General features: G+C 58.5%; 14 protein-coding genes. 5 read left to right on the top strand and 9 right to left on the bottom strand.

Features of this window, described 5'->3' with window-relative positions:
* Nucleotides 1-105: 105 nt before the first annotated feature.
* Complete coding sequence (nfi, locus tag EZI54_RS11530; protein WP_423226999.1) at nucleotides 106-804, top strand: deoxyribonuclease V; 699 nt, start codon at nucleotides 106-108, stop codon at nucleotides 802-804.
* Between the two features lie 52 nt (nucleotides 805-856).
* Here nfi and EZI54_RS11525 read toward each other — a convergent pair whose 3' ends face one another.
* Entirely contained in the window at nucleotides 857-1,723 is an 867-nt protein-coding gene (locus EZI54_RS11525; RefSeq protein ID WP_131482037.1) for a DNA ligase, read from the bottom strand.
* Nucleotides 1,724-2,086: 363 nt separating this feature from the next.
* Complete coding sequence (locus EZI54_RS11520) at nucleotides 2,087-2,800, bottom strand: NUDIX hydrolase (RefSeq protein WP_131482036.1); 714 nt, start codon at nucleotides 2,798-2,800, stop codon at nucleotides 2,087-2,089.
* Nucleotides 2,801-2,923: 123 nt separating this feature from the next.
* On the opposite strand from EZI54_RS11520, the gene EZI54_RS24425 reads away from it, so the two are divergent.
* Nucleotides 2,924-3,658, top strand: a complete 735-nt coding sequence (locus EZI54_RS24425; protein ID WP_165495736.1) for a beta/alpha barrel domain-containing protein — start codon at nucleotides 2,924-2,926, stop codon at nucleotides 3,656-3,658.
* A 222-nt stretch (nucleotides 3,659-3,880) separates the two neighbouring features.
* Here the strand turns inward: EZI54_RS24425 and EZI54_RS11510 are convergent, their stop codons facing one another.
* From EZI54_RS11510 to EZI54_RS11495, 4 genes are all read right to left on the bottom strand, one after another.
* A complete protein-coding gene (locus tag EZI54_RS11510) occupies nucleotides 3,881-5,632 on the bottom strand; it encodes a hypothetical protein (protein ID WP_131482035.1) in 1,752 nt (583 codons plus the stop codon).
* A 51-nt stretch (nucleotides 5,633-5,683) separates the two neighbouring features.
* Complete coding sequence (locus EZI54_RS11505; protein ID WP_131482034.1) at nucleotides 5,684-10,921, bottom strand: DNA repair ATPase; 5,238 nt, start codon at nucleotides 10,919-10,921, stop codon at nucleotides 5,684-5,686.
* A gap of 86 nt (nucleotides 10,922-11,007) precedes the next feature.
* On the bottom strand, nucleotides 11,008-12,942 hold the full coding sequence (locus EZI54_RS11500; protein WP_131482033.1) for a flotillin family protein: 1,935 nt from the start codon (nucleotides 12,940-12,942) through the stop codon (nucleotides 11,008-11,010).
* 32 nt (nucleotides 12,943-12,974) lie between these two features.
* On the bottom strand, nucleotides 12,975-13,601 hold the full coding sequence (locus EZI54_RS11495; RefSeq protein WP_131482032.1) for an OB-fold-containig protein: 627 nt from the start codon (nucleotides 13,599-13,601) through the stop codon (nucleotides 12,975-12,977).
* A gap of 247 nt (nucleotides 13,602-13,848) precedes the next feature.
* On the opposite strand from EZI54_RS11495, the gene EZI54_RS11490 reads away from it, so the two are divergent.
* From EZI54_RS11490 to EZI54_RS11480, 3 genes are all read left to right on the top strand, one after another.
* Nucleotides 13,849-14,253: a YjfI family protein gene (locus tag EZI54_RS11490; RefSeq protein WP_131482031.1), complete on the top strand. Its 405-nt coding sequence runs from the start codon at nucleotides 13,849-13,851 to the stop codon at nucleotides 14,251-14,253.
* A 15-nt stretch (nucleotides 14,254-14,268) separates the two neighbouring features.
* Complete coding sequence (locus tag EZI54_RS11485) at nucleotides 14,269-14,958, top strand: PspA/IM30 family protein (RefSeq protein ID WP_131482030.1); 690 nt, start codon at nucleotides 14,269-14,271, stop codon at nucleotides 14,956-14,958.
* A 63-nt stretch (nucleotides 14,959-15,021) separates the two neighbouring features.
* Complete coding sequence (locus tag EZI54_RS11480; RefSeq protein WP_131482029.1) at nucleotides 15,022-15,354, top strand: hypothetical protein; 333 nt, start codon at nucleotides 15,022-15,024, stop codon at nucleotides 15,352-15,354.
* 134 nt (nucleotides 15,355-15,488) lie between these two features.
* On the opposite strand, the gene EZI54_RS11475 is transcribed toward EZI54_RS11480, so the two are convergent.
* The 3 genes from EZI54_RS11475 to EZI54_RS11465 form a co-directional block, all read right to left on the bottom strand.
* A complete protein-coding gene (locus EZI54_RS11475) occupies nucleotides 15,489-17,054 on the bottom strand; it encodes a pectate lyase family protein (RefSeq protein WP_165495735.1) in 1,566 nt (521 codons plus the stop codon).
* 74 nt (nucleotides 17,055-17,128) lie between these two features.
* Complete coding sequence (locus EZI54_RS11470; RefSeq protein WP_131482027.1) at nucleotides 17,129-17,716, bottom strand: globin domain-containing protein; 588 nt, start codon at nucleotides 17,714-17,716, stop codon at nucleotides 17,129-17,131.
* A 44-nt stretch (nucleotides 17,717-17,760) separates the two neighbouring features.
* Nucleotides 17,761-18,531, bottom strand: a complete 771-nt coding sequence (locus EZI54_RS11465; protein WP_131482026.1) for a ParA family protein — start codon at nucleotides 18,529-18,531, stop codon at nucleotides 17,761-17,763.
* Nucleotides 18,532-18,538: the final 7 nt, after the last annotated feature.

Here is an 18,538-nt window from a genome sequence, read left to right as displayed (position 1 = left end):
GATCGGGTTTACTGGCTCCGATACGATCGAAGCCAGACAAGAGGTTGATACTCTGTCGGATTTTCGATCAACGTGCCATTAACGAATCGTCAAGGAGTGGTCATGCTGCCGGACCTCAGCACCGAGTGGGCTGATCTTACGCCCAAGGACGCGATTGCCCTGCAACAATCATTGCGGGCCCAGGTCCGCACCGAGGATGACCTGCCCGACGTCAGGACCGTGGCGGGCGTCGATGCCGGGTTCGAGGACAATGGCCAGACAACGCGGGCGGCCGTCGTTGTCCTGAACCTGAACGACCTGACGCCGATCGACTACACACTGGCCCGGCTACCAACCCGGTTTCCCTACGTGCCGGGCCTGCTGTCCTTCCGGGAATGCCCGGTCATCCTCGAAGCGTTGAAACAGCTTGAGACCCTGCCCGACCTGCTACTCTGCGACGGCCAGGGCATCGCCCACCCCCGCCGACTCGGCATTGCCACGCACATCGGATTGCTGACCGGCCTGCCCAGCATCGGCGTCGGCAAAAGCCGCCTCACCGGCACCCACGGCCCAGTGCCGGAAGGCAAAGGCGAATGGACGCCCTTGAAGGACGGCGACGAGACCATCGGCGCGGTCCTGCGCACCCGCTCAGGGGTGAAACCGCTCTTCATCTCGCCCGGCCACCGCATCAGCCTGCCCACCGCCATCGACCACGTCATGGCCTGCATCACCCGCTACCGCCTGCCGGAAACCACCCGCTGGGCGGACGGCCTGGCCTCCAATCGCGGCCAGCAATGGCTTAAGACCCTGGAAGGGCTCAAATAAAGCAAAACGCAGGATGCCGGTGAACCCAGCGAACCGCATCGGGCCCCGTTTCCTATTCCGCCACCGGCTCCTCATCCCGAACCCGCATAAAACTGGCGAACCGCGGCAACCCGGTGGAGGTCAGCCCGTAATATTTGTAGGTCACCGTCGCCCCCATCGCCGGAGGATCCGCACGCTGTTCATCACTGAACCCGCTACCCAGCTTGAACCGACGGCCATCGGAACGCTCCACCACCAGCGCGCCCAGCATGCCCTCGTACTTCCCCTTCCCCGGCGAATAGCCCACCACCGTGGCCTCGGCATCCTGATACCGCTTCACCTTCAGCAAATCGTCCGAGCGGCCGGCTTCATACAGGGCGCCGCCCCGATGCAGCATCAGCCCTTCACCGCCCTCATCGACGACTTCATCCAGACGCGCCATCAACGCTTCCCTCGTGGTTGCCGGCGTCTGTTCGATCATAGCGAGGTAGGGGGATGGCGAAGGCTTGAGCAGCGATCGCATCCGCGCCACCCGCTCCGAGAACGGGCGATGACTCCCGGGCAGATCAAAGATCTCGTAATGCACCTGCCGCCACTCGCTGTCCACCGGTTCCAGCTTGCGCACCACCCCGGACAGTTCGGAGAAGGTCCCGCGCCCCATCCACAACTCACCGTCCAGCGGCACCTCCGGAAAATCCCGGGTAAACCACACCGGCGGATGAAACGCATGACCCTGGCGCGAAATCAGGTGCTCACCGTCCCAGTAGGCCCGCACGCCGTCGAGTTTTTCGCTGACCCAGTAGCCTTTGAGGGCATCGCCCTTTTCGTAGACCTGGGCCAGGGTGAGTTGTGGTTTTTCGGCGTGGAGTTCAGACGCGGGGAATAGCAGGGCAAGGCTGCACAGGAATGGCAGCAAGCGCTGGTACAGCGGGGTGGGCATTTCACGGTCCTTGTGGTGATATTGGGTTATTGCTGCTATGGCATTCCACCTTGGAAAGCCACCGGATAACGAACGGGTAAATCAGCTATGAGTCACTTCAAAAGCGCGTTCCGGCAAATTTACGGGCGTCACGGTTGCCGTGGTTTTTTACGTAAAACGTCGTAAGACAAGTCTTCAATCGCTCCAAGGGGTAATTCCTTAAAGCGGACTTCGGGAGGTAATAACATTGCATCCTTTCCATGACTTCCACGCCCTGCGTCCTGCAGGATGACTGCGAGGACCATGATACAGTCCTCATCAAAAAACGGAAATCATCTGCAAGCGGCAAGAGCTCAGCCCCCCTTACGCCAACCTGCTCCCGTATCAAGTGCGCGTTTTGTAGCTCTTCCCTATTTCGCTATCGAAATAGGACAGTGATCGCTCCGTCAGCCGATACAGCATCGGCGCCCGACCACGGCTGCCGGATTCCCTTCGCTCGCCCGTCTCGATCAGCAATCCTGCGTTCACCCAGCGACTGAATACCGTCTGCTTGGACACCCGGATGCCCAATACCGCATAGGCTTCCACGATTTCTGCAATAGCCACCTGCTCCGGGAGCAAATAGAGCAACAGCGACGAGTACTTAATCTTGTTCAGAAAGACCTCGTAGGCGCTCGCCACCAACTTACCGTGATCGTACGGAAGCGGAAACTCGCCCGACAAGATACTCTCAGCGCTCACCCACCGAATCCCCGGCCGGGTTTGCAGGGCTTCGTTATCCGCTCGATTGAACAGACACAAATGGGGCAGCGTCACGGACCAGCCCAGGCTAGGATCCCGGTTCAGGCCGCCCTCCGGCTTCACCCGCTCCAGATAACTGGGCTGGAGACCAACCTTCTGTGACAGGATTCGGGCAACGGCGTCGTCCAGAGTCACGTCACATGGCCCGCCCTCTTTCTCCGGCCTTTCCCAGACCCAACCGCCGACGAGCGCATCGCGACCTAATTCCGGGGATTTCTGACGTTTCTGGAGCATCACCTCCGGTGCCCGGGTCTCCCGATTCAGCCGCAGGCATACAAAATCGAGCGTCACGATCATATTTATCGCCTTTGAAAGTGGAGGCCTGAGGGTATCACCTCTCATTTTATGTCAAAAGAATTGACAAATAAAAAGAGAATCCTGCCTTATAAGTCAAATGATTTGACTATTTAAGGGAGTGCCATGAACACCACCGTCAGCAAAGCGCTTTTCCGGCCGCAGTTGATTACCAGCGCCATGGATACCGATGCCTACAAACTGCACATGCAGCAGGTGGTTTTCGAGAAATACGCCGCGGTCCTGGTGCGCTACGAGTTCCGGTGCCGGACCGACGAAAATCTCGCCGAATTCGCCGGCGAGATTCGCGAGGCCATCAACAACCTTGAAGGTGTGGCGTTTACCGAAGATCAATTGAGGTACCTGTCCAGAATCCCGTTCCTGAAGGAGGCGTACATCGAATTCCTCCGTCAGTTTCGGTTTGACCCACGCCGCTATGTCACGGTCCGTGTCGATAACGGTGAACTGTTGATTCGGGCAGAAGGTCCCTGGCTGTACACCATCCTCTTCGAGATTCCTGTCCTGTCCATTGTCAGTGAGATTCGAAATCGGCACCGGTACGGCATGGTAAACGAGGATGTTTTCCGGGAAGAGCTGGGCATGACGGCAAGCGATATCGAGGAAACGCGTTACGAGGCCTACGCCTTACCAGCCCTCACAGCAACACGCGGACGCGTGGTCTTCGCCTACGGATGTGAGCAGACTGAAGACCAGGCGTTGGAGCCGGATGAGGACGTATCGATCCATCGCACGGTGACGCTGGATCAGTTGCTGATCTCGCTCGCCAACGGAGAGATCAACGACGCCGAGTCCTGCATGGCGCTGCAGGCTTACGCGCTCGCGACAATGCCACGCCTCTGACGACGCGCGATTCAATGTGAAACTGGTTACTGCTGACCGAGAGGATCGCCGTATCCGACGATTCTATGTCAATGCGTCCCATCTGACCTTGGCAATCAACGAATCAGGAATCTGCTTGAACGACACCGTTCGCAAAAGTCAGCAGGACAGCCAGTATTCCTTTGCTACTCAAAGCAAACCTCTTCTGCGGCATTGTCGCGGGCATCAAGTTCAGCGCTGCCACTAGCCGAACCAGAACGCCAATCCAATGGCAATGAACAAGAAAAAGATGAAAGCGGCCGCGGCACCGTCCCCCTCGCTGGCGTTGCTGGTATCGTTGTCCCGATACTCGGCTTCAATCCCGCTCATTGCCCTTTGGGCAACCTGAATACTGAATTCACGCTGCCCTTTGGGTGACCGAGCCAGGAAAACGATTTGCAACTCACGCTTCATTTCGTAGACGAACTTGTCGTTACTGGGGCCACTTTTCCGCAACCATTCGTCGGGGTAATCGACGAGGTTCTTGGGAATGGCTATAAAATCCAGGAAATCAAGAAACCTGGCTCGCCCCTGATCAATGATTTCGTGCCTATCGGGGAAGGTGGCGGGAATATCATCGGCCGGTACCTCGACTTCCAACATGAACAAGCAGATGTGGTGGCCATCCTCTTCGCCCAATAACAACAGGGGCACCTCCCCGGACGTCAGTCGCCAACGCCCGTAGCGGGGGTAGTTGTTGTCCTCGTAATCCGGAATGTATGTTTTATCCAGATTGAGAACCCGACTCGGGAACAGGCCCCTCATGGTGTCTTCAACGTTACTGAACGACAGCGCTTCCGCCTGCACGACACCATACCAGTGCAGTACACATGCGAGATGTCTCGCCAATGTCTGATAGAAGCCTGGTGGGAAAGGATGATTGCCGGGCTGCACGGGAAGCGCCGCGGCCTTTAAATCGCTGTCCTGAACCAAAACCCCGGAGGTATTCAATGCATACTGCGGGTAGTTGCCGAACACCACATTCACGTTACTGAATGCTATAGGCTCCCCCTCTGCGACCTGAGCACCCAAACCGGTCGCACCGTCGGAAGACTCCGGCCCGGATTGAGGCTTGTCAATATCTGGGTGTTCTTTGTCGATACTCTCTGGAGGATCGTAAGGCTCGACCTCCAATCTTAAGCCTGCCTCTTGCCCCAGAACTTTTTCGGCGATGGCTTTCTCAAGTTTCAGCAGCTTGTCGATGGATTCCGGTGTACCTTCTGGGGCAATCGGCTCATGCTCACCCAACTGGAAGTTCAACTCGGTTTCGACATCGCTCACATCTCTTCTGACGGTTTTCGGGTCCACCCCCAAGAGTTCGGCGAAATCGACCGGCATTTCGGACCATTCGTCGTAGAGAGCCTGCTCCACGGTCGAGAGCGTTTCCCGGCACCGTTGCTCCAGGTTGGCATTCGTGAAGAGAGTGTCTTTGGTGGAGTCATAGACGAGGCTTTCATCCACGGACTCGTCTCGCTTTTTTAGATCGGGGTCGATACCTGCCTGGAGCCATTTCTGGGCCTTGAACCGCGACGTATCCTCGTCCGTTTTCAGGGGGGTGCATTCGGTCAGGAAGGGCCGACCATCAGCGCCATCACGGACCGCTGTGTAACCCATCAGGTGGAGGATGGTCTGGTTCATCACTGCTCCCTCCCCCAGCCAGTTCAGTAGGACTCCGTTATGGAGGCAATCCCGGCACCAGGCATGAAAAGGCTTTTCCTTGATCACGATCCGCGTACCTTCGGGCGGCTGCCATTCCTTGATCGAATCCTCGACCTCCTGTCGGTCGGGCCCGGCAGTCATCATCTGAAAGTCATCGTCCGATATCAACGAAGGAATCTCGGTTCCCTCTTCCCGCCGCAGGTAGATCCCGTAGAACGGGCAATCCCGCCAGCGGCGATTGAATGCCCAGACGCCGTCTTTCTCCCGACTCTCGAGAAACGCTTCCAATGTGCTCACAAACACTCCTTGTCGATAATCTGCCACCTGCCCCGATTCCTTTGGGCAGATTTACTCCGAACGTGCCTCAATCTGCGCCTGAAGCGCTTCAACCGTTCGCAAAACGCGACTCATTTCATTCTGGGTTTTCAGGTCCAGATCCAACTTGCCGTCCATGACTTTCACCAGCGGTATGACCGACTGCTCGAAAATATCGGCGAACGCCTTCAGGGCGTCGCCCAGCCCCGCCGGACTGGATACATTGACGGTGACTGCGGGCTCGACGTGAATCTCCCTCAGGCCGTCCCGAAGCGTCTCTGCAAACCGGCCAAAATCGGCCTGCTGAGCCGATAGGATGCCCCTGATGGCATCCGACTGCCCTTCCGGGCCGGGAATCGAGTCCCGCAGCTTCGCCAGCGTTTCAACAATCAGCCCCAACTGGCGCACGACCTTGGCGCCCGTCTCCTCGTCACCACCGGCCATCTGGCGGCGCTGGAATTCTTCGCAGATCGCCCGCCAGCGCTCTTGCTCATCGTCGCTGGCGACGCCCCGCAACTGTTTCAGTTTAAGAAGGTTTTCTTCCGCTCCCTGGGTCAGCAACTGCGCTTCGCCCAGATAATGATCGTCGATCAGCGCTTCAAGTTCGTCATCCGTCATGACGGGCGACAACTTCTCCGCCAGCTTGTTCATGTTCCGGTAACTGCCCTGCAGCCGGAACGGCGGTTCCGTGCGGTAGGCTTCAGCCTGCGCACTGGAGGCGATGTAGGCCTGGTTCACCCTGAGGACAACCTCGCGTACCCGGAACATCTTCTGCAACAGGGCGACGATTTCCTCGCGCTCGGCGCTGCTATAATCGTGCTCGAATTCAGAACTGGGCACTTCACGTCCGGCAGCGAGATCAGCAAACCGGTAAAAATCGTCCATTCCCCGCGTAGCCAGCGGCGCCAGAACCTTATTCGAGCTGAGGCTGTTCTCGATGTACGACAGCGCAAAGACATCTTCCATGCCGCTCAGCACATCACCGAGGTTATATATATCCGCCCGATTGGCCAGCATGTCCGGCACCTGGAACACATCGCCGCTTTCGGTGTAGGGGTTGCCCGCCATCACCACGCAAAACCGCTTGCCGCGCATATCGTAGGTTTTCGTGCGACCGCGCCAAACCCCTTCGATGCGCCGGCTGCCGTCGCACAGGGAAATGAACTTCTGCAGGAATTCCGGATGGGTGTGCTGGATATCGTCCAGGTACAGCATGACGTTGTTGCCCATCTCCAGCGCCAAATTTAGCTTGATCAGCTCGGCTTCCGCGGTGGAATGCGGAGCCTTTTCCGGGTCCAGAGAGATAACGTCATGGCCCAGGCTCGGGCAGTTGATCTTCATGAAGATCAGGCCCAGCCGGCTGGCGACGTATTCCATCAGAGTGGTCTTACCGTAGCCCGGCGGGGAGATCATCATCAGCAGGCCCATCAGGTCGGTGCGGCGATCCTCGCCCACCGTGCCCATCTGCTTGGCCAAGTTGTCCCCGATCAACGGCAGGTAGCTTTCGCTGATCAGCTTGTTACGCACAAACGAGGACAACGGACGCGGCTTGAACTCCTCCAGACGGAGGCGGTCCCGCCAGCGAGACAGCACGTCCTGACGAACTTCCTGCAGGCGGCTCCAGCCGGGGATGACCGCATCGCGATGGTGACGTAGGCGCTGGTCCACTTCATCGAGCTGTAACGAAAGGGTACGATCCTGAATCCGCGGATGCTGGCCCAACAGCCCGTCCACCGAGAACGCCAGTTCAACATTGCGGGCCCTGAACGACAGTCGTGAGCCGGCATTGAGCATGGCGATGGCTTCCGGCAGGTAATGCCGTGCAGCGGCATCACCGGACTGTTTGGCCCAGGCCGTCAACCAGTGCGACGTGATACGCCAGCGTGCGCCTGGCTGATCGGCCACCACGGCCAGCGCTTCCTCGAACTGACTGTACTGGCCCTTCTGTTTCATGCCCTCCACGAACCCATTGGCCAGACTGCTGGCGTACTGGGTCACCTCGAAGTCACCGGTCTCCTCAGCCAACTGACCGACCAGGTATTCCGCCGCACTGTCCAGAATCACGTCGCCAGCCGGCAGGTCATGCTGTGCGGCGAACGCCGCGATGGCCGGGCGAACCTCCTCGACCAACGTGGTCATCAGTTCGGTCGCATTCATCAGGCGATTGAGGATGCCGGCCGACAGGCAACGCGAACGCAACACCCGGGCTGCTCCCTGATCCGGTTCAATCCGGGCCCAGTAAAGCATCGCCAGCGCCCGCGGCAACGGCCCAAAGCGAAGCAGCCCAGCGCTCTGCATGGCCGGCCACAGGGTGCTGACAATCAGCGCCGCATCATGATCGTGGATGCCTTTCTCGTAGCCTTCTCGGTACCTCGGCGACGCGAAACGCCGGATGTAGTCGGTCAGTTCGTCGCGGTTGGCGACGTTGACGGATTCCTCGGTCTCTTCCTGCAGGGCGCCCATCACCAGAAAGGCCAGGTACTCAGCCCGGTAGACGGTTTCCGACTCCGACGGCTGGCTCATGTCCCAGTACGATTTCAGGGATTCCAGCTCGGCATCCTCAATGGGCTCGTAATACTGGGTACCGGTCATGTGGAGCATGACCCGGTCGTCGCGGGGGACCAAAGTCAGGTCCACCTCCTGGTGATTCACGGAGAACCGGTGACGCGGCCCCAGGCGAATGACCTGCCCGCCATCCTCGTAGATGTCGGCACGATCACGGACACTGCGTAACGCCGAATCCCGTTCCGACGCCAACCGCCCCTCGCAGTCATCGGCCTCCATGCTGGCGCCCATATCGCGCAGCTCCTGGGCCATGCTGCGGACCTTGGCCACCATGGCGTCGGAGGCAAAGAAGGCGTGCAGTTCTTCCTGACTTTCGAAACGCTCAGTGCGGCGCGCGATGTTGCGAAGTATGCGATCCGCCGCATCGTTCAGCGTGTTAATGCGACGTTGGCGCTGGTCCTGCAACTGCTGGCGGCGCGCCTCGATGCTCTCGTGGGCAGCCTCTCGCTGTTCCAGGATGGCGGCCAGGAACTCATCGTACTCACCGAACTGGCTTTCCAGTTCCTGAAGCTGATCCAGCATCCGGGTCATCAGGCCATCGCAGGCGTCCGGTTCTGTCAGCGCCCCGACACCGTTGGACAGACTCTGCTCAAACAGCCGCATACGGGCCGCAAACTGCGCCTTGGCCTCCTGGCTGCCTTGCTCCTTAAGGCGAATCTCGGCCTCGGACCGCTGCTGGTTGATCCGGGCGTAGATGCCCGAGATGTTCTCGGTAATCTGGGTTTCCAGGCTCGCATTGTCGCCGGACAGGGAAGCCAGCATGCCCTGGATCATATCCAACCCGGTGGTAAGTTCGCGGTACTGTTCGACGCACTTGGCCAGTTCGTCCCTTGACGAGGCGTCGTTCACGGACTGGGCGAGATCCGCCAGGGTCTTGCGGTACCCATCCAGCGCCGCCGGCGTCGCCAGGAAGTTAAACGTACGGTCCGTCAGTCGCTGCTCGGCCTGATCCAGTTCCTGCTCCAGCGCCTCGATGGCCGATTCGTCGATGTAACGACGATCCCGCAAGGTCCGTACGACCCCGCGATGATCACGCACCTGCTTGAGGTGAGCCACGAACCGGTCGGGGGTTTTCCAACTGTCAGGCTTGAGGCTCCGCAACAGCTTTCCCTGGACTTCACCCGCTTCGCTGACGGCCATAGCGGTCTGGCTGCGAATGCTCTGGACTTTTTCGTACTCATCCAGCATCAGCTCGGCGGTCTTTCGTACCTGGGCCAACTGACCGGCAAGGTCATTGCCCTGCACCTCGTCACCAAGCTCTCCGATCCAGTAGAACTGATTGAGTACCCGGTCGGACGTCCGGATCAGCGTGGTGTAGTGCTGTTCGGAAGCCGTCGACTTTTCCACCAGAGTGACGATGGAATTAATCTCGGCGATGCCTCTGACCAGTTCCGGGTTGCCAATACGACCCATGAGGGTGTCATTACCCACGGCGTCCTGGGCGTGATAGCTCTCGGACATGAACGGCGTCGTCCAGAGCTGAAGCGGATGAACGAGGGTTGGTTCGCTGTCCGCGTTGAAAATGGCGAGATGGCCATTTTCAAACAGGGCAAAACCATGCCCGATCATCGGCGCATCAGCTTCCTTTCGGATGAGGTTGTAGCGATAGAGCACCACCTCGCCCGCATCTTCCCCGTAGAACACGTAGAGAACGTCTTCGCCGTTCGGCGAACGGATCGCACGTTCGAAACGGAGATCCACATTGGGGACGGCAAACGTCTTTAGCTCGCCGCTGGACAGGTAATAGCCGGTCGGGAAAATAAGGCCATGGTTCTCCGGCAGGGTCACGACGGAGCCACCCATGGCATCGTTACGCTCCACCTGTTTCGTGGCGCGGTTGAACAGGTAGTAGCGCCAATGATCTTCGCCGAATGGCAGGACGCGAACCAGAATGACCTCCCCGAGGTCCGCATACTCGAAGGTCGCGTCATCTAGGGACTGTGAGTCGGAGTCGACCGGATCAGAGAAGATGCCTTCGCCGGTGTTGGTGTTGTTTTCAACCTTGAAGGTGATGTCGCCGCGCAGGTTATCGATGAACAGGGCATCCGCGATGTTGAGGTGCGGGGCCCGGCCCTGGACCTGGTTGTCGCGCCCCGCTGTCACCCACGGGAAGCTGAACCGGTCAGGGAACACCAGATCACGCTCGCCGCGATTGTCCACATAGCGGCTGACTTCCCCATTCGACGCCAATTCCCAACGAAAGACCCGACGATCGCTCAGTTTCTCGCCAATACGGAAAGACATCAGCAGCATGCCGTTCATGATCGCCAACTGAGACAGCGTGGCGTGGCTGTAATACTGCTGTAGTTCCCGGAAATCCGTCTGGAAGCGACGGTCTTCCAGGAAGCTGCCCTCAATGGGCGCTTCGGTCACCTCGAAACCGTCCTCGGAGTCCTTCAGACCATAGAGGCGGAAGACGTCCCCAATCGCGAGGGCTTTGCGAAGCCCAAGCTGGACATTGAACCCGAACAGCAGACGATCCCCGATGCGTACAACATCCCGCGCCACCGAGTTGTTCTCTGTCCGGATACGCCCACGCCCCAACACTTGCATACCAGCGCTGCCAAAAAGCTCCGCCCGGGTGGTGTTCAGGGACTCGACCGATAAGCGGAGTTGGCGGCCCTGTTCTTTCAGTCGCTTCTGAATGGTGTCAAAGGCGGTGCCTTCCCTGACTATGGATTCAAGCTCGCTGCGGTCCGTCGACATGGATCATCCTGGATACGAAATCGAAGAAGGGAGTGGGCCCGGTGCCGGCCGGTCAGACAGGCCGGCACACGGGTCCGAGGCGTGGATCAGGCGTTTTCGGTGGAATTCGACTTGCCGTTCAGGGCACGGTCGGAAATTCCCGCCAGAGCGGCCTGTAGTGCCGGTGACTTGTCCAGAACCCCTTGTACGGTCTTGCCATAACCCAGGCCCTTGGCGAATTTCTCGAAGATGTCGCCATCGCCACCGATCATCTCGAACTTGGCGTCCTTCAGGGCCGCAGCCATCACCTTGCCGTTCTCCAGCATACCGATGCGCTGGGCTTCGATGTTGGCCATCGTTTCCTTTTCGTGGACCTCGAGGTTCATACGGAACTGCTCAAAATGGCGAGCGTCTTCGGACATGTTGTCGTAGGCCTTGAGCTTCTCGACCAGGCCATTGGCTTCGGCGCGTGCCATGGCTTCGCGCGCCTGCGCCTTGGCCAGCCCCATCTTCTCTTCGCCCTGGGCTTCGGTATCCAGGCGATGATCCAGTACGCGGACCTCGGCCATGCCGGCTTCCTCGTCGGCCTTGGCGGTTGCCGTTTTGACCTCCGCCTGGGCCAGGCCTTCGGCGCGTTGTGCTGTTGCACGGGCTTCCATGACCTGAGCCTGGGCAAGACCGTCAGCGGCGGCAAGCGCCTGACGCCCCCGGGCCGACTTCTCGTCCGCAGCGGCTTTCTTCTCGGCCGAATCCAGATCCGACTGGGCACGGATCACGACCTCGTCAGCTTCCAGCTTGGCCCGCTCGTAAGCCGCTTCCGCGGCCTTGACCTCTTTCAGTTTGTTTTCTTCTGCATCCGCTTCCGCGGCAATCACGCTCTGTACTTTCAGGCGCTCAGCTTCCGAACGGTTGCGAACATCCTTGATGTTCTCTTCTTCCTCTGCCACACCGCGTTCAACCGCAATGCGTTCGCTGGTAATAACCGCAATCTCCTTGCGCTCTTCCTCCAGCGACTTCTCCATACCGATACGCTCGATTTCCACCGCGCGTTCACGGTTCACGTCCTCTAACTCACGCGCCTGCTGGATACGGACATCTTCAATCTGCACGGCGCGCTCACGCGCCTTAACGGCCATTTCGGTCTGGCGACGCTTGTTCTCTTCGGCAATCTCGACTTCTTCGTCGGTCTTGATGCGCGCCGCTTCCGCTTTTGCACGTTCCTGTTGACGCACCTGCTCCGTCTCGGACGCCTCACGGGCTTTCAGGGTTTCTATCTCGCGCTGTTGGCGGGCCTCGGCATCCGCCTGGGTGCGCTCCAGTTCCAGCGACGCTTCCCGGGCCGATACATTCTTGCGCTGGATCTCAAGCTGCTGGTCCCGCTCCAGGCGATTGGTTTCCACATTATGCATCGCCGTAATTTCGGTGATCCGGCGAATGCCTTCGGAATCCAGGATATTGTTCGGATCCAGCGCGCTCTTCGGCGTTTGCTCCAGGTAATCGATGGCCACGTCTTCCAGGATATAGCCGTTAAGATCCTCGCCAATGGTCTCGACGATGGCATCCCGGAACCGCTGCCGCTCCTCGAAGAGCTGCATGAACTCCATCTTCTTGCCGACGGTTTTCAACGCTTCACTGAACTTGGCGTTGAACAGCTCGTTCACGGCCGTGCGATCGGAGGCACGCCCGACCCCGACCGATTTGGCAACCCGGAGCACATCCTCCGCCGTCTCGTTCACCCTCAGGTAGAACGCCACGGTGATGTCCGCCCGCAGGTTATCCTTACAGATCAGTCCTTCATTACCGGTCCGGTTGAGCTCCAGCGTAATCACGGAAATCTTCATGGTTTCCGACCGGTGAATCACGGGCAAGACCATCGCACCGGTGAAGTACACCTTCGGTGTGGCGGACAGGTCGTTGACGATCAGCGCCTCTCCCTGATCCACTTTGCGATAGAACGCCTTGAACAGCGCCAAAATCGCCAGTAGCACGACCACCAGTATCCCGGCGGATACCAGCACCGGCATGATCCAAGACAAGTCCATATCCACGATTCTCTCCTGAGTTGCTGGGCAAGTTAACCGGCATCGCCGGTCTGGAAATCAACCTCCGGGATAACCCAGTAGGCTTTTTGCTCTGGCAGGTACTCCACCAGAACCGCACGTTCGCGACGCTCAAATCGAGCATCACCCCGAACTTGTAGAATGAGGTGAGCACCATCCCGCATGACTTCCGCACGCCCCCGCCCTTTCCTTGAATTGAAGGCGAGGATCACACAAGCGGTTCCAATCAGCTGCTTTTGCTGGGGCCGCTGGTAGGCCCGTCGGAATAAGGGGCGCAGGGGGCGGACGATCACGGCCGTAATCAGGAGGCTGATCACCAGGGCAATAGGAATGGCGATCACACCGAACAGGATGTGCGGCCAGCCATCACCAACGACCGGCCCGAGGAACAGGTCACAGAAATAGGTAAACAACCAGCCGACGAGAAACAACACGGTCAGAACAAGTGGCAGGGGGACGCCCTGAAGTCCCAGAGTCACCATCAGCCCCCCCAGGTCGACCGAACCATCAACATCCGCGTCGACCGTATCGATATCGAGCAACCCCACCATCGAAATAAGCCAGTAGGCGACCGCCACAATCAGAAGAACGGTAAAAATCGCAGTCGGGAAGGAAAAAGTGATTGAAAGAAAGGCTTCCATGTTTTCTTGGCGTCCCTGGCTCTGGCGACGACAGCTTCGCTCCTTCCTGAAGCGGTCACGACCCACAAACACGACATAATCTGTCACGGTGGAGACGTTATACCGCAACAAAATATTTTATTGCAAGAAATTAATTTTAAGGTATAGACTCAGTTTTGTGACATTTTATGTCATTCAGTCACAACCGCGATTTGGCATGCTTCAGCCGGAGCCGCTGTTGTACGAGCCACGGAAAAAGGAGCTTAATGTGGACACCCAATCCCTCATTCTTGCCCTGGGCGAAGCCTCCCATGCGGGACGGACTTTCAACGTCATGCCCGTTGCCGGGGAAGAGCCCGTGCTGCAAATTGTCGTTTCCGGTGCCGAAGAGACACCTGTCTACCTCACAATCACCGACACCCAGATACTGTGCCTTGTCTACCTCTTCGAAGAGCGTGAAATTCGCAGTGGCCAGCTGGCCGACCTGCACGAGAACATGCTGCGACTGAGCGTGCCCATGCCCCTCAGCTCTCTCGGCAAGGTCGACCAGCACTACGTCGTTTACGGCGCGCTGACACCAACCTCGAGTGAAGCCGAGGTGATGCAGGAGTTGGTCACCCTCGCCGACAATGCAATTGACCTGTTACAGACATTTGAAGACTTTCTGGACTGATCAGGGGACGATGACATGAAAGCCGTACTCAAGAAATTGCTGACCGCCGTTCGCGGAAGCGTCAACGAAGTGGGCGAGGCTGTTGTGGACAGCCAGGGTAGCCGCATCCTGGAACAGGAGCTGCGCGACGGTGAGCACGAGCTCAAGCAGGCAAAACAGGAACTCGCCGCCCTGATGGCTGAAGCCGCCTCCCTGTCACGTCAGATCGATACGGAACAGACCAGCGCCGAAAGACGGGAAGAAGACGCCCGCAAGGCCCTCTCAGCCGGCCAGGAGGCATTGGCCCGGGAAGTGGCCGAACGTATCGTCGGCCACGAGCAGCGCAAGCAAGAACTCACCAAAGCCCACAGTCTGCTTAGAGAGCGCATCAACGGTTTGAAAGAACGCGTTAAGCAAGCTGAAAAGCAATTGGGCGAATATCGGCGAGAGCTGCAGGTCGTTAAGACCAATGAGCGGGTGCTTCGGACAACGGCCCAAATCGATACCAACATCAACAGCAACCAATCCTCCCTCAGCACCGCCAAGGAAACGCTTGAACGCATTCGTGAGAGGCAGGCCCGCGAGGAAGATCGGCAATCCGCCCGGATTCAGCTGGAAAAAGAAATGACTGGCGAAGATCTGGACGAAAAACTGCAGGCCGCCGGGATCGATGGCGGGAACGAAGCTGTCGACAACGTGCTGGCACGTCTGAAGCAATCTCAATAACCGGTTATCGCTCTACCTCTATCCGGCTGCCTCTGCAGCCGGTGCTTTCCCTTCGGAGTCAAGATGAAGAAGCAATCCGACTGGTCGCGTGAATATAAAGCCGTCAGGGCTGTCCAAATGGCCTTTGACCTTTCCAGCGATATCCAGCGAGCCTTTCGGGTGGCGGCGGTCATGCAGGATCTTACCCCATCAGACATGGTGCGAAAGGTACTTGGCCTGTCTTACCGCAAGAAACGCATCAGACCCCGTCTGACGGTCACCCTTCATGAAGAGGATTTTGTTGCCCTGGCAGCAAGATACGATTTATCCCCGGAAGACCGTGCGGCGATTCGGGAAAGGGTCTCGGAAGAACTGGGGGGCTTCGCAAGGACCTTCTTGCCCGACCATGGGGATTGAGAAAAATTCGGATGATTAAAACGCATTGCTTCAACCATCCGCATTAAACCATGGCGCCTTTGCACCGGCGCACATCTTTAAAGTGGCACCAGAGCCGACCCGGGACAACGACAGGCACGGGTGTTTTCCAAGCCTCAGTTACTAATATCGGCCTGGGGGCCAAAACGCTGTGATGTCACCTCGGAGTAGCTCTTTGGTTGAATCGATTTCACGGCGTGCAACCAGAAACTGTTGGCCTGAATGGCGGACATGGCCGAGGCGTTGATCACGAAGTTGCTGGGGGCATTGGTGTCGTAGTTCGCCGCACAGTCACGGCCCAGCAGGGACTGGCAAGTACTGGTGGTTGAACTGATGCTCAGATCCAGAGGTGCGTACAACGGTATACCCGTGCTGTCGGCTGAGATCGGAACAAAGCCGTCGGCGGGTTCATAGTAGTTGCCTTCCATCAGTACGGTGCCGGTCGCATCGCCGTGAAAACCGGTGCCATAGTTCTGGTCAAAGTAGTTGTTCACCATGTGGAGGACGCCTGCGCTTGAGGCTGAATCCTGCTTGCCGAATTTGGGTGAACGGCCCGAGGTCATGGATATACGGTTGCCGATCATCGTAATACTCTGGTTTTCAGCGACTAGCAGTGCGGTCCAGTAATGGCGCTGATCACAGTAATGACCGTAGTCCGTGGTTCCGTCCAGATAATTGCCGGAGATGGTGACGTTCTGGGCCGTCTCCCATCCGGTCACGATGAACTGACGTCCGATGCGGGCGATGTAGTTGTGATCGATCCAGATGTTGGAAGCATTGTTGATGGTCAGCGCATCCCCAGCCCAGATCGTACCGTCATTGATGTCGGTAATGGACAGGTTGCGAATGATGATATTCGACACGCCACCGGCCATTCGCAGACCTTTCCCCTTGATACCGGAATGGGCACCGACTCCAATAAGGGTTTTGTTGGAACCGATGTTCAGCGGTGTTTTGCCGGCGGTGTCGTAGGTGATGTCATACAGCGTGCGGCCTGAACAGTAACTGCCGACGTTAAGGATCTTCTCGTGTTTGCCGTTAACGCTGCAGTAACTGTCTGAATAGGTGCACCCCAATTCCGTCGTCGAGCCTTCGGTATTGCGGTAGTCAATAACACCGGAGATTCGAATGATTTTGGGCGTGCTGTCAGAAACGGCGGCTGTCAGTTCAGCCGGTGTAGTAACGGTCACAACGATGCCGCCTTGACCGCCCGTGGTGCCGGCACCGAATCCAACGGGCCCGTCTGAAGAACCTGACAAACTGGTGTTGGAAACGACATTCGATGTGGCCGTCGCACCGGCATTGCCTTCAAACTCGATCCAGTACCAGTAGCTGCCTGTGCCGACATCCTGATCGGTATAGGTACGCTGCTCCGCGTCCAGTTCGGCCAGGAGTGTGGCGCCGTCGGCGGAACCCCGCGTATTCCGGTAAACGTTCTGCCCCGTCATGTCGCCCTCGACGGACCAACTCAGGTCTATATCGCTGCCTCGCGCAGAGAGCATCAGGGTGCCATCCATGGCCTGATCGGCCGGGGCCTGGCGAGCCGCGCCGGCGCTCGACGCCGTATCCGAGTCGCCACCACCGCAGCCGGCAAGCAACAGCGCCATCAACAGGCTCCCCATCACCGGGAAAAAAGATGAACGGCGAACAACGCTAGAAAAAGGGGATGGTCCGTACTGCATCTTAACGTCCTTCCTAACCCATGATGTGGAGACAAAATTATCCGGAAAAACCTGAAATAACAATAAAACCGCCACTAACACCGACATTTTCCTGCGATACCGGCCCGGCCGGTTTCAGTGGCGTGGGTTTCGCCTGTTGAATGCCCACTGCACGCCTCCCCGGCCGGTCCCTGTGTCCGCCGACTAGAGTCCCGCAAAACCGGTGGAAGGTGATCCAAGCAACACACTAGTGTCCCGGTCCAGGCCTGCTCGAGGTCGGTTGTCCAAAGCATGCCGGCGCGTTCGCCGAGCACCGTCAGCAGGCTGTCTGCCACCTTGTCGTAATCTTCCCCGGCGACACCGTACACCTGGTGCCGGGCACCCAGCCCTTGCAGGTAATCGCGCAGAACATCGGGCTTACGCAGATTCCGCACCAGCAGTTTCAGGGCCGCCAACAGTTTCCTGTGCTGCTCCGTCGGTGAGCTGTTCCCGAACAACGGCGCCAGCTCCGGATAGTGCTCGAAGAGGTGGGCGTAGAACTCCGCCACAATCGACTCGGCCTGGCTGGCCAGTGCGGCAAAACTCTCTTCAATCAGTTCCGCATCGTCCTTTTTGGCCGCGTGGCGGTGTCCCGCGGACGCTTCCCGGGCGTGGTAGCGGGTCGGGGTCGGTCGTCCCGTCATCGTCCGCCAACCAAGCCAGGGGATCGTTTCCCATGGAACCCTTTTCAGCCATGCTCTACTGCTCTCCTACCCATGATATCGGCCGCCAACGAGAGATAATCCCGGGCGCCGGCGCTCTTCGCCTTGTAATCCAGAATGGTTTTCCCGTAGCTCGGGCATTCGGCCAGCGCCACGTTCTCGCGTATCGGCGTGCCCAGGACGCCGCCGGGGAAATAGTTCAGCATGCGGGATCGCACCTCCTGGGTCAGGTTTCGCCGCGGTTGTGCACGGGTCGATACCAGCCAGGTCTTGATGCAACGGCCCGACAGTCCCTCGGTCCGCCTGAGGATCTGCATCATCCTCGACAGCCCCTGCAGCGAAAGGTAGTCCGACGCCACGGGGATGATCAGTTCCTGCGCCGAGAACAGGGCATTAACTCCCAACAGACCCGAAGAAGGCGGGCAATCGATCACCACGAAGTCATAATCGACCAGCGACGATTGCTCGATCGCGCGCAGCAGCCGGTAGCCCCGCTGGACACCATCCTCCTTCACCTGCTCGAAGTTGGCCAGGCGATCACCCGCCACGACCAGATCCAGCCTTTCTCTCGCGGTGACCTTGACCTCATCGATAGCGGCACTGTCCAGCAGAACGGCGTCCATACCTGCCCGTTTATTGTCAAACCCCAGGCTGATGCCGGCCTGGCCCTGGGGGTCCATATCCAGCACCGCCACACGCTGCCCGGACCGTGCCAGCGCATGCGACAGGTTAACGCTGGTCGTGGTCTTACCCACGCCTCCTTTCTGGTTCATGACTGCGATGACCCTAACGTCCATGGAACCT

The organism is Marinobacter halodurans (genome assembly GCF_004327985.1).
GTDB lineage: Bacteria > Pseudomonadota > Gammaproteobacteria > Pseudomonadales > Oleiphilaceae > Marinobacter_A > Marinobacter_A halodurans.
Note: the sequence above shows the minus strand (reverse complement) of the source record. Positions and strands in the feature narration are given on the sequence as shown.

Bases quoted from the DNA above. Each gene is read 5' to 3' on its own strand.
- EZI54_RS11525 (WP_131482037.1), bottom strand. From the start codon at position 1,723: ATGCCCACCCCGCTGTACCAGCGCTTGCTGCCATTCCTGTGCAGCCTT.
- EZI54_RS11520 (WP_131482036.1), bottom strand. From the start codon at position 2,800: ATGATCGTGACGCTCGATTTTGTATGCCTGCGGCTGAATCGGGAGACC.
- EZI54_RS24425 (WP_165495736.1), top strand. From the start codon at position 2,924: ATGAACACCACCGTCAGCAAAGCGCTTTTCCGGCCGCAGTTGATTACC.
- EZI54_RS11505 (WP_131482034.1), bottom strand. From the start codon at position 10,921: ATGTCGACGGACCGCAGCGAGCTTGAATCCATAGTCAGGGAAGGCACC.
- EZI54_RS11500 (WP_131482033.1), bottom strand. From the start codon at position 12,942: ATGGACTTGTCTTGGATCATGCCGGTGCTGGTATCCGCCGGGATACTG.
- EZI54_RS11495 (WP_131482032.1), bottom strand. From the start codon at position 13,601: ATGGAAGCCTTTCTTTCAATCACTTTTTCCTTCCCGACTGCGATTTTT.
- EZI54_RS11485 (WP_131482030.1), top strand. From the start codon at position 14,269: ATGAAAGCCGTACTCAAGAAATTGCTGACCGCCGTTCGCGGAAGCGTC.
- EZI54_RS11480 (WP_131482029.1), top strand. From the start codon at position 15,022: ATGAAGAAGCAATCCGACTGGTCGCGTGAATATAAAGCCGTCAGGGCT.
- EZI54_RS11475 (WP_165495735.1), bottom strand. From the start codon at position 17,054: ATGCAGTACGGACCATCCCCTTTTTCTAGCGTTGTTCGCCGTTCATCT.
- EZI54_RS11470 (WP_131482027.1), bottom strand. From the start codon at position 17,716: ATGACGGGACGACCGACCCCGACCCGCTACCACGCCCGGGAAGCGTCC.
- EZI54_RS11465 (WP_131482026.1), bottom strand. From the start codon at position 18,531: ATGGACGTTAGGGTCATCGCAGTCATGAACCAGAAAGGAGGCGTGGGT.